Genomic DNA, 13540 nt, shown 5'->3' on the forward strand with positions numbered 1-13540 from the left:
TGACTCCCTCTACACAGGTGGTGGTGGGAACAACTCGTCGTCAAGCGCGGATCAAGCCTATCGCCAACCGGCTGCCGAATGGTTGCTGCGCCGCTGACGGGGGGTGTTCAGTTCGTTGACACCCCGTCATGACCGGTCAGAATGTGGTTGCCTTATCCTCACGTTCTTCACGAAATTCGCGCGTCAGCTCTAGGGGGCTCCTCGATGACCACACTGGCCTCCGGACTCTTCATCGATTGGGAAGAGCTCACCGGCCAGTCGAAATTCGTCGTCGATCTCGTGAGCTTCCCGATCTTCAGCGCCCTGGCCGGCTGGCTCACCAACTGGACCGGCGTGCTGATGCTGTTCTGGCCCTTGCATTTCAAGGGTTTCCGGGTGCCGATGCTGCACATCCTCTACCCGTACCTGCCCCGCCGGGTGCAGGTGCTTCCGACGTTCTCCGGCGATGGGCGGATGCTCGGTTTCCAGGGCTTCATTCCCGCACGCGCCGAGAAGATGGCGAGCATCTGCGTGGACAAGGCGCTGATGCGCATCGGCAGCCCGCGCGACTTCATCCACGAACTCGACCTCGACGGCATCGGGGACTACCTGGCCGAACATGCCCGTCCGCAGGTGCAGTCGATCGTCGACGAGATCATGTACCGGGAGAATCCCGACCTGTGGCGCTCGCTGCCCCGGCAGATGAAGCAGGCGGTCTACCAGCGGGTGGACCGGCAGCTGCCGACCTTGTCGCGGCGCGCGTTCGAGAGCCTCGGCGACAATATCGATCAGTTGCTGGACGTGAAGAACTTCGTGATCCGGTACCTGGAGAAGAACCCGCAGATCCTCAAGGACCTCACCACGACCATCGCCGCGCCCGAACTGAAGTTCATGGCACGCATCGGTCTGCTCGGTGCGCCCTTCGGCCTGATCCTGGCGCTGTACCTGCACGTGCACTCGCAGATCCCGTATTGGGGCGCCATTCCGGCCTGGGTGATCGTGCTGTTCGCCTCGGCGATGATCGGCGTGACGGTGAACGTCATCGCCATCAAGATGGTGTTCGAGCCGGGCGACCCGCAGCCTCGCTACAAGTACCTGTGGCGCCAGGCGTTGCTGGCCAAGCGCCAGCCGCAGGCCGCGACCGACCTGGCCCACATCCTGGCCTATCAGGTGCTCACGGTGGAAAACCTGTCCAACGAGTTGCTCGAGGGACCCAACGGGGACAAGACGCGCCAGCTCATCGAGCGGGTGGTGTCGGAGGAGATCCACCGTCAGCTGGGGCCGACCGCGTTCATGGTGCGCGCGGCGATGGGTAAGAAGCAGTTCGAGAACCTCGCCGTCTCGGGTGCGGGGGCCGGGCTGAGTATGGCGCCGGGCATGGTCGAGGACGAGCAGTTCGTGCGCGAGCAGGCCAAGAAGATCGACGACTTCGCGGCCCGCAAGTTGCGCACGCTCACGCCCGGCGAGTTCATGGAGATGTTCTACGCGTCGGTGGAGCAGGACGCCTGGTTGCTGTACCTGCACGGTGGGGCGCTCGGGATCGCCGTCGGCGCGATTCACCTGCTCATCTTCGGCTGGTAGGCAATAACAAGCACGCGTGCTTGCATTTTCCGGGTGGCGCTGCGATTCTGGTGACGACGGCGCACCCGACCGGTGGCGCGACGCTTCGCCCCAAGGAACCACATGGCTGACCTCGCAGCGCTGCTCGACGATTTCGCCGCCGAATGCGCGGACCTGGAGAAACTCGTCGCCCCACTCGCCCCCGAACAGTGGCAGACCCCCACACCGGCTCCCGGCTGGGACATCGCCACCCAGATCGCCCACCTGACCTGGACCGACGAGGTTTCCGTCCTGGCCGCCACCGACAACGCGGCGTTCACCGAGCTGCTCACCGAGGCCGCCGCGAAGATGTTCACCTTCGTCGACGAGGCCGCCGAGGAACTGGCGAAGACTCCGCCCGCCGACCTGTTGCCCCGCTGGCGAGCGGGCCGCGAACAGCTCATCGCCGCCCTGGCCGCCGTCCCGCCCGGCACCAAACTGCCCTGGTTCGGCCCGCCCATGAGCGCCGCCTCGATGATCTCGGCCCGCATCATGGAAACCTGGGCCCACGGTCAGGATGTGGCCGACGCACTCGGCGTCACCCGAAACCCCACCGACCGCCTGCGCACCGTCGCCCATATCAGCGTGCGAGCCAGGAACTACGCCTACACCGTCCACGGCGAATCCGGCCCGGCCGAAGAATTCCGCGTAGAACTCACCGCCCCCGACGGCACCCTCTGGACCTGGGGCCCCGAAGACGCGAAACAAAAAGTATCGGGCCCAGCCCTCGACTTCTGCCTGGTAGCCACCCAGCGCCGCCACCGCGAAGACACCGCCCTCACCACCGAGGGTCCCGACGCCGACCACTGGCTCACCATCGCCCAGGCCTTCGCGGGTCCTCCTGGCCCGGGCCGGGAACCCAATCAGTTCAGCTGAGGCGGGTACAGGCGAGCGTCGTCCGTGAGCGCCATTCCTGACTGCCCCGGACGACGTTGGCCGGGGTAGGCCCGTGGCAGTCGTGAATGACGCTCGCCTGCACTCTCGGGATACCCCGTGGGGCGTGAGGAAAACAACCACGCCGTCGACACGCGCGCCGACCAGGTGCGATACACGCATGTTTCAGATGTGACCCTGATCTCAGCGTCAGGGGTGCTAACTCCAGCTAGCACCGGCGTAACGTGGGGATCAGCGCGTGGCTTTCAACGATGCGAGCACAGCGCTCGGGTAGATCCACACCCACCGGGAGGACTGCATCGTGACCGCACATCGACCTGCACAGATCGCGCGGCTGTCCGCGACGGTGGCCGCCGGGGCCGCCAGCCTCTGCCTCACCGTGGCCGCGGGTGCATACATCGTCAACAACATGCCCCAGCTCGTGCCGCCGCACGACAACCCGACCCCCGCCGACATCGCCGACCCGGGGCAACACCACCGGGCCGACGACTCCGTCCGCGCCGTCGCCGACGACGTGGTCGAACTGGCCTGGACCACCGAACGCTTCGTCCCCGAGGCAGGCCGGGCACCGGCCGTCAAGCACCAGACCGCCACTGCCGCGATACCGCAGAGCAACCAGGCACTGGACGGCAGGGCGCTCGAGGGCAGACTCCGCATCGGCACCACCTATGTCGGCGCCCAGGCCGCGACGCCGCGCACCGACATCGTCAGCTTCACCGTCGATACGAACGCGCTGAACAAGGCGGGCAAGTATCTCGGCATCACCACCGAGCCGGTGGGGGTCACCTCGCTGCACACCGAGGTCGACACCCGCAAGGGCGCGGTGGAATTCGTGCTCTCGGACCCCACGCTCGGCCAGCACACCGTGCGCATCGAAGCCCCCGGCGACCAGCCCGGATCCGAGACCGTCGAAGAGCCGACTACCGTCGGCGTGTGATTTCCGGCGGTACCCATGACGGGGTGTACGACTTCTGCGTGATCGGTGGCGGCATCGTCGGTGTCGCCACCGCGCATCGCCTGCTGAGCGCCTACCCCGGCGCGAGCCTGGTGCTGATCGAGAAGGAACACTCGCTCGGCGCCCATCAGACCGGGCACAACAGCGGCGTGATCCACTCCGGCATCTACTACCCGCCCGACAGCCTCAAGGCCCGGTTGTGCCGCGCGGGCGCGCAGTGGACCAAGGAGTTCGCCGCCGCCAACGACATTCCGTTCGAGGTGTGCGGAAAGCTGCTGGTGGCAACCGATTCCACCGAACACGCCCGGATGCTCGACCTCTACGAGCGCTCCATCGCCAACGGTGTGGAAGTGGAGGCCATCGATGCCGCGGAACTGTCCCGCCGCGAACCCGGAATTCGTGGTGTCGGAGCGCTTTTCGTGCCCGCAACCGGCATCATCGACTACGCGAAAGTCACCGCCGCGCTGGCCGCGCAGGTACAGGACATGGGTGGCCGGATCATGCTCGGCACGATCGTCGAGTCGATCGTCGAAACGGACTCGGCTGTCACGGTTTCCGGCCCTGGTGGTGCGGTCGTCGCGAAGACTCTCGTGGTCTGCGCCGGTCTACAGGCCGACCGCCTGGCCCGAATGGCGGGGATCCGCAACGACTTCCGCATCGTGCCGTTCCGGGGCGAGTACTACCGCCTGCCCGCCGAACGCGCCGGACTGGTGCGGACGCTGATCTATCCGGTGCCCGATCCGGCCCTGCCGTTCCTCGGCGTGCACCTGAGCCCGACCATCGACGGCGACCTGACCGTCGGCCCCAACGCGGTACTCGGGCTGGCCAGGGAGGGCTACCGCAAGGGCAGCGTGAACGGGCGCGACGCCCTCGACGTGCTGCGCTTCCCCGGCGTGCACCGGGTGGCCCGCACCCACCTGCGCACCGGCGTGCGCGAGTTGCGCAACTCGCTTTTCAAACGCGGTTACCTGGCCGAATGCCGCCGGTACTGCCCGGAACTCGGCACCGCCGACCTGCTGCCCCATCGCGCGGGCATCCGGGCCCAGGCCGTCCTGCGCGACGGCACCCTCGTGCACGATTTCCTGATCGAGCGCACACCACGGTCCATCCACGTGCTCAACGCGCCCTCACCCGCCGCCACCTCGGCCATGCCGATCGCCCGATACCTGGTGGATCAGATCCAGCTTCCAGCAAATAAATAGGATTCTTGTAGTATTTTTGGCCTGTGGGCCACATCAGGTACGCGAGCGACGTCGGCGCGCCCACCGACGCGGCCTTCGCCTATACGGAGAACTTCCAGCATCTCGCACACTGGATGGCAGGCGTCACCTCCGTCACCGCACAGGGCGCGGCACCGGCACAGGGACTCGGTGCGAGCTGTTCGCTGAAAGTTCGCCTGGGCGGGGTGATCCCGATGACACTCACCTGCGAGATCACCGAATACCGGCGCGGCGCGGTGATCGGGTATACCCTGCGGGGGCGGGTATACGGAACCGTGACACTGCGGTTCGACCCACTCGGCTACGAACGGTCGGTACTGACCGCCGAAGCCGGCTATCCACCACCACGCGGTGCGTTCGGCCGCATGTGCCAGGGCCTCGTCGACGCGGCCGCGAGATCGGCACTGCGCCGCACAGAATCGCGGTTGCGAAGGGAGATAGAGGCATTCCACGGTACCGATCTTGTCGGCCGCATCGCCTAGGGTGGCGGTCATGATCATCGTGAGCACCGACGGGTCCTGCCTGCGCAATCCCGGTGGTGCCATCGGCTGGGCCTGGGTGAATCATCAAGGACCGGTGGCCAGCGGGGGAGCGGCCAGCGGAACAAACCAGATCGCGGAACTACGCGCGGTCCTCGAAGCCATCCTCGCCCACCCCGGCACCGAACCGATGCTCATCGAGAGCGACTCCCAATACGCCATCAAATGCGCCTCGGAATGGATCGGCAGCTGGCGGCGCAACGGCTGGCGCACCTCCACCGGCGGCGCGGTGAAGAACGTCGAGATCATCAAGCAGATCGACCGCGCCATCACCACCCGCGAAGGGCCCGTGCGATTCCGCTGGGTCCGCGGGCACGTGGGTAACTACTTCAACGAGCAAGCCGACAAACTGGCGGGCATCGCCGCACGCGACGCCGCGGCACACGGCCACGAACACGCCGCCACACCCGTTGCCACCCGAACCACCCAGCCGCGGACCACGGGGAAGCCGGTCGCGCCGACAGCGTCGGGAACACTCACCCTGTTCTGACGCGGCGCGACCGGAGTGTGTCCGCAACCGACAGTGCCTCCGGCGGAATCGCTTCCGCCGGAGGCACTGTCGTACTACCGGATCAGTTGCCGGGCGCGGGAGCAGGCGTCTCCGGTGCGGGCTGCTGCGGAGCCCCACCCGGTACGCCACCCATCAGGCCGCCGCCGTTCTTGAGCACCGGCGACTCCATCTTGCTCACCAGCCACTTGTCACCCTCGCGATCGAGGGTCATCTCGATGGCGATGTTCATCGGCTCGCTCTCGGGAGCGGCCGCATTGGAGGTGTACTGCGCCAGCGTCACCATGGCCTTGGCCTGGTTTTCGCCGCCGCTGAGGTACGCGCACTGGATGTCCTCGCCGCGCGACTTCACCTGACGCTCGACCATCAGGCCCTTGAGCATGTCACCGGCCTGGGTGAACTGCTCGTTGATGTCGCCGGTGGCACCCGAGCGCATGTCCTCGAAGTACTTGTCGATGTTGTTCGAGTAGTCGTAGTTGGTGGCCACCCGGCCGTAGGCGCAGGCCGCCTTGGTCGACTCCTCGATGGCGTCGAGCTTGTCGCCCCGGTCGCTGCTCTGCAGGAAGAACACCACCGCGGCGGTGATCGCGCCGACAGCGACAACACCCGTACCCGCCGCGACCAGCCAGCCGACCGGGCGTTCGGCCCCGGACGACGCGGCGGGCTCCGCGGGGGCCGCTGCCGCCGTGGCGGCGGGCTCGGCCGCCTTCGGCGTCTCGGACTCGGCCTTGTCGAGCTTCACCGTCTCGTCGGCGGTGGTCTCGGTAGCGGCCGATTCGGGCTTTTCCGCCGGGGTAGCGTCCTTCTTGCTCTCGGCGTCGTCGCTGGTCATCTAGATCAATCCTGCTCTTTCCCGGCACACACTCGCACCGACTTCGTTCGTTGGCCCGTGAGGCGGGCCACAGCGTCCCCCGCCGAGTATGCCCGGTCCTACGCCGGAGCGTAGGACCGGGCATGGTCTCACTTGGCCGGAATCGGGGTCCGTTCGTTCGGATCCACACCCGGGGGCATCTGCGCACCGTTGTTGGGCACATTCGGGCGCGGTGCATTGGCCGAACCACGGATCTGCAGGTCAGCGGGCGGGTTGATGCAGTAGTTCCACTTCGGGATCGACCCGTCCTGCACCTCTTCGTTGCGCCTGTACTCGGTGTTGTAGTTACACGTCGGGCGCGGCCAGATATCGATGATGGTGTGGAACTCACCGTCGTGGGCGGGAACCGCGATGGACCCGAGGCCCTGCGCAAGCGAGGGGAACAGCATCCGGAGGGCCGGCTGACGCAACTGTGCCGCCCGGGTGATCGCGACGAAGTTCGCCGCGAGCCCGCTGATCGGATCGGCGGTCTTGTCCAGCACCGCGCCGAGCGCCTCGAACTGTGCCGGCGCGTTGTCGAGCACCGCCTGCAGCTCGGCATTGGCGTTGTTGAACTGCGTCAGCAACGAGCCCGAGTTGCGGGTCAGGGTCTGCAGATCCGGCTGGGCGTTGGAGGTGGTGTCGGCGATCACCCGCAGGTTGGCGATGAGATTCACCGTCTGTGGCAGCAGGTTGTGCAGACCCGCCACCGCGAGACTCGTGCCGTTGATCAGGCCGCGCAGCCGATCCGGGCCCGCGCCGAGCGCGATGTCGAGTTCGGCGAGGATGGTCTTGAACTGCTGCGGATTCACCGAGCCGATCAGCGCGCTCGTATCGTCGAGCACCGCCCACACGGGGACGGGCGTCTTGATCTGCTCCGGGTTGTACTCGATCACCGCGCCGTCGCGCAGGAACGGGCCCGCGTCGCTGTTGGGCCGGAAGTCGATGTACTGCTCACCGGCCGCCGACAGCGCCGCCACCTGGATCATGGTGTCGACGGGGATCTTGTAGCTCTTGTCGATCACGGCCTTGACCGCGATGGCCTGGCCCTCGTCGATCAGGTCCACCGTGTCGATCTTGCCGATCCGGTGTCCGCGCAGCGTCACGTCGTTGCCCGGCTGTAGGCCACCGGAGCGGTCGAGCGTCACAGTGACGTCGTACTCCGACCGCAGCGGGTTCACCCGCATCACATTGACCAGCAGGTAGCTGGCACCGATGATCAGCACCACGACCAGCGCGGAGTTCGCGAGCACGATCTTGCTGCTGAAGAACTTCTTGACCCTGTTCATCGGTGGCCTCCCACTCGGCCCTGAACGATCTGCAGCACCTGGATGAAGCTGCCGACGAAGTCGTTCACGTCCTTCATATCGGGGAACTTGCTGTTGGCCGGGTCGGTCAGCAGGCCGACATCGAGGTTCGTCAGCGTCGCGTACGGTGCGAGCGACTTGCCGAGGAAGGTCTGGGTGACCTTCGGCTTGATGTCGATCAGCTGATCCATGACGTAACCGAAGCTGTCGCCGGAGGCCGCGAGGGCGTTCATCAGGTTGTCGAGGTTGGTGAGCAGCTCGGAGAGCTGGTCACCGGTGGTGTTGGCGTAGTCGCCGATCGCGGCGCTTGCCGTGGACACCTTGGTGAGCAGGTCACCGATGGCCCGGTTGTTCTCGGCGATCGCGCCGATGGCCTGCGGCAGGGTGTCGGCCACCTGACCGAGCTGGGCCTTGTTGGCCTCGATGGTGTTGGCGAGGGTGTTGAACTCTGAGAGCACCGAGTCGACCCGGGCGCTGTTGTTGTTCAATTCGCCGATCACACCGGTCATCTGGGTGATGAGGTGCGCCAGGTTGCCGCCCTGGCCGTTGAGGATGGACCCGAGTTCGGTGCCGAGCCGGCTGAGGCTGGCCACACCGCCGCCGTTGAACAGCATCGACACCGAGATCAGCAGTTCCTCGACGGTGGCGCCCGCGGAGGTGAACTCCTGGGTGAGGGTGTCGCCCTCGGCCAGGTTGCCGCCGGTGCCGGTGTTGTTCTTCGGCCGGTTCAGGGCGATGAACACGTCACCGAGAGGCGTCGCCTGACGCAGCTCGGCGGTGCTGCCCTTGGGCAGGTCGATGTCGGAGCGGATCTGCAGGTCCACCACGGCCGTGAAGTTCTTGGTCTTGATCGAGGACACCACCCCGACATCGGAACCACCGATCTTCACCTTGGCCTGGTCGGGCAGGTTCAGCGCGTTGTCGAACTCGGCGTGGATGGTGTAGGTGTCGCCTTCGGCGCCCGGCTTGGGCAGCGGCAGGTCTTCCACGGTGAAACCGCAACCGGTGGTGATGGTCACGGTGGCAAGCGCGGTGGCCGCGAGCAGGGTGCGGCGGAGCTTGTTCGTCATGGGTCCGGTCATTCTGTGAGTCCAAGCAGTGCGGCGGTGAACCCGTAGTCGGGACCGAAATCCTCGACCTTGCCGGTGCGGCAGCCGTCCGAGCGCATCTGGATGCGCTCGCAGAACAGGCTGACGATCTCACCGGACAGGGTCGTACCGATCAGGCCGTGCAGCCGGACGAAACCCTTCTCCTTGTTCATCGCGCCGTCGATGTTCTGCATCAGCAGCGGAACGACGTCGACGATTTCCACCATGTCGCGGGAGTTGGCCCGCAACTGGTTGGTGACGGTGGTGAGGCCGGTCAGCGAGGCCGACAGTTCGTCGGCGTGCTCGCCGAAGGTGCTCGAGGTGTTGGCCAGGAACCCGTTGAGCTGGTCGAGGGTGGCCTGCAGGCCGGGGGCCTGTTCGGCGAGCAGCCCCGACATCTGGGTGACCTGGTTGCTGAAGTCGCGCACCGACTGGTCGTTGTCGGCCAGCATGGTGGTGAGCTCGTTGAGCTTGATGATGATGTTGGAGATCGCGTCCTTGTTGTCGACACCGATCTTCAGCGCCGACGACAGGGCGTCGAGGGTTTCGCGGATCTTCTGGCCGTTGCCGTTGAGCACCGGGTACAGCACCCGGCCCGAGAGCGGGCCGAGCCCTTCCTGGCCCTCTTCGGGCTTGAGCGCGGCGGCGAACTGGTCGATGGTCTTGATCATCGTGTCCAGCTCGACCGGAGTCCTGGTGCGTGCCTTGGGCAGATGGTCACCGGACTCGAGGGCCTCCCCGCCGGTGTAGGGCGGGGTGATCTCGATGTGGCGGTCGGTGACGATCGAGGGGGAGATGATCGCGGCGATCGCCTCCTTGGGGATCTTCACCCCCGACTCGATGGTCATGTGGACCTCGACATAGGTCCCCTTGGGCACGATCTTGTCGACCTTGCCCACCGGCAAGCCGAGGACCATGATCTGGTTGCCCTCGTACATACCCGCGATGTTCTCGAAGTCCGCGGTGATCTTGGTCGAGCGGCCGAGGGCGTCGTCCACCTGATTCGGCAGCAGCGAGCAACTGCCGATGGTCAGTGCGGTCGCGCCGATCAGCAACGCGCGACCGAGCTCCTTACCGCGTCGGAAATTCAGTTTCATCCTGCGCACCCTTGGATCACCTGTGCGAAGCACAGCCAGTTGTCGGGGAGAATCCACGGCAGCGCGACCGAGCCGTAGTTACCGTTGCCGAGCGCGTTGTTGAAGTAGCGCGCGGTCGGCGCACCGATCTGCAACAGCTTGTCGAGGTTGTCCTTGTTCTTTTGCAGACCCTGGGCCATGGTGTTGAGCTGGCCGATGGTGCCCGCGAACTGGTTGCCGTTCTCCCCGCCGATCTGTTCGAGCTGACGGGTGAGGGTGGCGATGTTGTCGAGCAGCTGACGCAGCAGGTTCTGCCGTTCCATCACCCGGCTGGCGATGGCCTCACCCTGGGTGATGACGAGCAGCACGCTGTTGCGGTTGTCGGCGAGCAGCTGGGTGACGCGGTCCAGATCCTTGAGCAGGCTGTCGACCTCACCCTTGCGCTTGTCGACGACCTTGGCCAGCGCGCCGACGCTGTCGAGCGCCTGCGCGACCAGCGCGGGCGAATCGCCGAGCTCGCCGTTGATGGTGTTGAGCGAGGCGGCCAGCTTCTTGGTGTCCAGGGCCTCGAACTTCGGCGTACCGACCTGCACCACATCGGCGATGTCGTAGGGGACATCGGTGTTGGAGCGCGGGATGGTGTCGTTCTTCAGGCCCGTGCCGTCGCCCGGCTTCAGGTCGACGTAGCGGGCACCGAGCAGGGTCGCCATCTTGATCGAGGCGTGCGCGTCGGGTCCGAACTTGATGCTCGAATCCACGTCGAGGGTGATGACCACGTGGTCGCCCTCGATCTTGGCGCCCGACACCGTGCCGACCTGAACACCGGACACGGCGACCTTGTCGCCGGTGCTGATGCCCGCGGCCTGCACGAACTCGGCTTCGATGCTCTGCTTACCGATCCCGATGAACTGCAGGATGCTCGAGCCGACCAGCAACAGCACGACAACCAGCGAACCGATGACGCCGAGCCAGAAGTTGCGGTTGCCGAGGAATGTTTTCTTGAGCTTGCTCATCGGCACACCTCCGAGTGCGACGTGCCACCGATCTGGCTGAACAGGCCGCGCGGGAAGAGCACCCCGTACAGCGAGACATCGAGGCCACACAGGTAGGCGTTGGCGTGCGTGCCTTCAGACGTCATGCGGCCCAGGTCGGCGAGCATCGACGGCATGTCGATGGCCACCTGGTCGAGCTTGGCGCCGTTGGCGAGCAACAGGTTCAGCGCCGCGGTGGTGGAGTTCTGTGTAGCGGCCAGCTGCGGCTGGATCTTGCTCATCATCGCCACCAGCGAGGTAGTGGCGTCGGCCAGCGTCGCCGTCGAGTTCTGCAGCGACTGGCCCTGGTCGTAGAGCCCGCCGATCAGCGCACGGGTCTGGGTCACCAGGGTCTCCAGTTCGTCACCGCGCTTGGCCAGACCGGCCATCACCGCCGACAGGTTGGTGATGACATCGCTCAGGATGGCGTCGCGGCGCTGGAAGTCGGTGGCCATCTGCGCCGCCTGGATGATGAAGGAGGACAACGAGACTCCGTCACCCTGCAACGCCTGAATCAGCGTCTCCGACATCGCGTTCACCTGGGCCGGCTCCAGCGCCTGGAACAGCGGCTGGAAACCGTTGAGCAGCGCGGAGATATCGAACGAGGGCTCGGTGCGCTCGAGCGGGATCACCGAACCGCTGGCCAGCACCTGCGGGCTCGGCGACTTGCCCGGGGTGAGCGCCACATAGCGCTGGCCGATCAGGTTCTGGTAGCGGACAAGGGCTTTGGTGTCGTCGAAGACGTCCTGGTCGCTCTGCACGATGAACGACACCTTGGCGTCGTTCTTGCCGTCGAGCTCGATCTTCTCGACCTTCCCCACCCGCACACCGGCCATCCGGACGTCGTCGCCGGGACGCAGCCCGAGGACGTCGGTGAAGATGGCGGTGTACTTGCGGGTGTCACCGTCTACCGAACGGGCGAGCGTATTCCACACGACCACGATGACGAGCATCGAGACGATCGCGAAGATGCCGAATCCGATCAGTGGCTTGCGGATACTCATGCGCCACCCTCGTTGTCGTACACGGTCAGAGTTCCGCCCTTCATGATCGGACCGAGCAGCAGCAGCTCGGAGACCGTCGGTTTGCGGCCGAGGAGTTCGACGATGGCGTCGTTGCCCTGGTAGGAGATGGGCGTACCCGACGGCACCGCGGGTGCCTGCTCGGGCGCGGGCGCAGGCGCGGGTGCGGCGGCGGGCGCCGCACCGGGCAGGCCCGGGATCTGGAACGACGGGACGAGCCCCTCGAGCGGAGTACCGGCGAACGGCGTGATCTCGGTTCCGGCCGCCGCCTGCAGCGGTGCGGCCGGGATGGTGAGGCCCGGAATCTGCGGCAGCCCGGGGAAGTTCACCAGCGGCGGCAGACCCGCGGCGGAGTCGAGCGCCCGGGGACGCAGCTTCTCCGGGAGCGGCGGCAGGCTCACCTCGGCGGGCGCGGTGAAGCAGCTCGGACCGAGCAGATCGCCGTAGCGCGGGCAGTCCGCGACGGTGTTGGGCTGGTACGGGGTGAACGTGAGACCCGCGTTCCAGACCATCTGCTTACCGCTGGGACCACCGTGGAAGGTGGTGTTCAGCGCGGCGAGTCCGGGTCCGAACACCTGGAAGGTCTTGGTGATCGAGCTCGGTTCGTGGGCGACGGCACCGAGGGTGGCGTTCAGGCCGACGGTGACTTCTTTACCCACATCGGGGTTGGCGGCGAACAGGTCGTTGACCCGGTCGGTGGTCGCGCTCGATCCCATCAGCAGGGCGACGAGCTGGTCGCGCTTGCTCGCGATGGTGTTGGCGGTCTGCACCGAGCTGCCGAGCACGTCGAGCAGTTCCGGCGCCGACTGGTTCAGCGCGTTGGCCGAGGCCGAGAAGTCGTCGAGCATGCCTGCCAGGTTCGGGCCCGCGTCGGAGACGGTGGTGATCCACTCGTCCAGGCGCTGGATGGTCGAACCGGGCACGCGGCCGCTGCCGTCGAGGGCCTGGGTGAGGGTGCCGAGCACGCGGCCCAGCTGCACCGGGTCGACCTCGTTGAGGATATCGCGCACCGTGGTGAGCGTGTCCTGCAGCGCGATGGTGCCCTCGCTGCGGTCCTCCTGGATGACCGAACCCTCTTCGAGGTAGTCGTTGGAGGCACCGTTGAAGACCAGTTCCACCGAGGTGACCGCGAACAGGTTGCTCGGCACGATGCGGGCGGTGACATTGCTCGGGACGCCCTTGGCGAACTCGGGCTTGAGCTCGATGTTCACCTTCTGCACGGCGCCCTGGTCGACGATGTCGACGTCCTTCACGGTGCCGACGAGCACACCGCGGAACTTCACGTCGGCGTTGGACGGGAGCCCGTCACCGGTGGTCGACAGGTTCGCGGCCACGTTCACCTTGGGTACGAAGTAGCCCTGGTACCTGGCCATGAGGAAAGCGAGAATCACAGCGAAGACGACCAGGCCGCACAGGCCCGCGACGTACAGCTGTTTCATGGTGGGACCGCGCCCACTGGGATCGATGATCAT

At 66.3% G+C, this 13540-nt stretch carries 13 protein-coding genes; 6 read left to right on the plus strand and 7 right to left on the minus strand.

The window, feature by feature from the left end; translation table 11 throughout:
• Positions 1 to 204 precede the first annotated feature (204 nt).
• The 6 genes from NCO8_RS27565 (at position 205) to NCO8_RS27590 (ending at position 5676) form a co-directional block, all read left to right on the plus strand.
• Positions 205 to 1560, plus strand: coding sequence for a DUF445 domain-containing protein (locus NCO8_RS27565; protein WP_067643933.1), 1356 nt, complete (start codon positions 205 to 207; stop codon positions 1558 to 1560).
• Between the two features lie 102 nt (positions 1561 to 1662).
• Positions 1663 to 2454, plus strand: coding sequence for a TIGR03084 family metal-binding protein (locus tag NCO8_RS27570; RefSeq protein WP_067643935.1), 792 nt, complete (start codon positions 1663 to 1665; stop codon positions 2452 to 2454).
• Positions 2455 to 2773: 319 nt separating this feature from the next.
• Positions 2774 to 3409, plus strand: coding sequence for a hypothetical protein (locus NCO8_RS27575; protein ID WP_157105153.1), 636 nt, complete (start codon positions 2774 to 2776; stop codon positions 3407 to 3409).
• A complete protein-coding gene (gene lhgD, locus NCO8_RS27580; protein WP_084457535.1) occupies positions 3406 to 4629 on the plus strand; it encodes an L-2-hydroxyglutarate dehydrogenase in 1224 nt (407 codons plus the stop codon). The genes NCO8_RS27575 and lhgD overlap by 4 nt, the downstream gene beginning before the upstream one ends.
• A gap of 23 nt (positions 4630 to 4652) precedes the next feature.
• Positions 4653 to 5129, plus strand: a complete 477-nt coding sequence (locus NCO8_RS27585) for an SRPBCC family protein (protein ID WP_067643940.1) — start codon at positions 4653 to 4655, stop codon at positions 5127 to 5129.
• Between the two features lie 10 nt (positions 5130 to 5139).
• Entirely contained in the window at positions 5140 to 5676 is a 537-nt protein-coding gene (locus NCO8_RS27590) for a ribonuclease H family protein (RefSeq protein ID WP_067644290.1), read from the plus strand.
• An 82-nt stretch (positions 5677 to 5758) separates the two neighbouring features.
• Here NCO8_RS27590 and NCO8_RS27595 read toward each other — a convergent pair whose 3' ends face one another.
• From NCO8_RS27595 to NCO8_RS27625, 7 genes are all read right to left on the minus strand, one after another.
• The gene (locus tag NCO8_RS27595; protein ID WP_067643943.1) at positions 5759 to 6526 is read right to left on the minus strand and encodes a hypothetical protein; all 768 of its coding nucleotides are present in this window, start codon (positions 6524 to 6526) and stop codon (positions 5759 to 5761) included.
• 128 nt (positions 6527 to 6654) lie between these two features.
• A complete protein-coding gene (locus NCO8_RS27600; protein WP_067643946.1) occupies positions 6655 to 7833 on the minus strand; it encodes an MlaD family protein in 1179 nt (392 codons plus the stop codon).
• Positions 7830 to 8921, minus strand: a complete 1092-nt coding sequence (locus NCO8_RS27605) for an MCE family protein (RefSeq protein ID WP_067643948.1) — start codon at positions 8919 to 8921, stop codon at positions 7830 to 7832. Before NCO8_RS27605 ends, NCO8_RS27600 begins: the two co-directional genes overlap by 4 nt.
• Before the next feature lie 8 nt (positions 8922 to 8929).
• The gene (locus NCO8_RS27610; protein WP_067643950.1) at positions 8930 to 10036 is read right to left on the minus strand and encodes an MCE family protein; all 1107 of its coding nucleotides are present in this window, start codon (positions 10034 to 10036) and stop codon (positions 8930 to 8932) included.
• Positions 10033 to 11028: an MCE family protein gene (locus NCO8_RS27615; protein ID WP_067644293.1), complete on the minus strand. Its 996-nt coding sequence runs from the start codon at positions 11026 to 11028 to the stop codon at positions 10033 to 10035. Before NCO8_RS27615 ends, NCO8_RS27610 begins: the two co-directional genes overlap by 4 nt.
• Positions 11025 to 12050 (minus strand): MCE family protein, encoded by a 1026-nt coding sequence (locus NCO8_RS27620; protein WP_067643952.1) that lies wholly within the window; start codon positions 12048 to 12050, stop codon positions 11025 to 11027. Before NCO8_RS27620 ends, NCO8_RS27615 begins: the two co-directional genes overlap by 4 nt.
• On the minus strand, positions 12047 to 13540 hold the full coding sequence (locus tag NCO8_RS27625; RefSeq protein WP_067643955.1) for an MlaD family protein: 1494 nt from the start codon (positions 13538 to 13540) through the stop codon (positions 12047 to 12049). The genes NCO8_RS27620 and NCO8_RS27625 overlap by 4 nt, the downstream gene beginning before the upstream one ends.

The sequence above is a fragment of the Nocardia coubleae NBRC 108252 genome, from assembly GCF_001612805.1.
GTDB lineage: Bacteria > Actinomycetota > Actinomycetes > Mycobacteriales > Mycobacteriaceae > Nocardia > Nocardia coubleae.

Bases quoted from the DNA above. Each gene is read 5' to 3' on its own strand.
- NCO8_RS27565 (WP_067643933.1), top strand. From the start codon at position 205: ATGACCACACTGGCCTCCGGACTCTTCATCGATTGGGAAGAGCTCACC.
- NCO8_RS27570 (WP_067643935.1), top strand. From the start codon at position 1,663: ATGGCTGACCTCGCAGCGCTGCTCGACGATTTCGCCGCCGAATGCGCG.
- NCO8_RS27590 (WP_067644290.1), top strand. From the start codon at position 5,140: ATGATCATCGTGAGCACCGACGGGTCCTGCCTGCGCAATCCCGGTGGT.
- NCO8_RS27595 (WP_067643943.1), bottom strand. From the start codon at position 6,526: ATGACCAGCGACGACGCCGAGAGCAAGAAGGACGCTACCCCGGCGGAA.
- NCO8_RS27600 (WP_067643946.1), bottom strand. From the start codon at position 7,833: ATGAACAGGGTCAAGAAGTTCTTCAGCAGCAAGATCGTGCTCGCGAAC.
- NCO8_RS27605 (WP_067643948.1), bottom strand. From the start codon at position 8,921: ATGACGAACAAGCTCCGCCGCACCCTGCTCGCGGCCACCGCGCTTGCC.
- NCO8_RS27610 (WP_067643950.1), bottom strand. From the start codon at position 10,036: ATGAAACTGAATTTCCGACGCGGTAAGGAGCTCGGTCGCGCGTTGCTG.
- NCO8_RS27615 (WP_067644293.1), bottom strand. From the start codon at position 11,028: ATGAGCAAGCTCAAGAAAACATTCCTCGGCAACCGCAACTTCTGGCTC.
- NCO8_RS27620 (WP_067643952.1), bottom strand. From the start codon at position 12,050: ATGAGTATCCGCAAGCCACTGATCGGATTCGGCATCTTCGCGATCGTC.
- NCO8_RS27625 (WP_067643955.1), bottom strand. From the start codon at position 13,540: ATGATCATCGATCCCAGTGGGCGCGGTCCCACCATGAAACAGCTGTAC.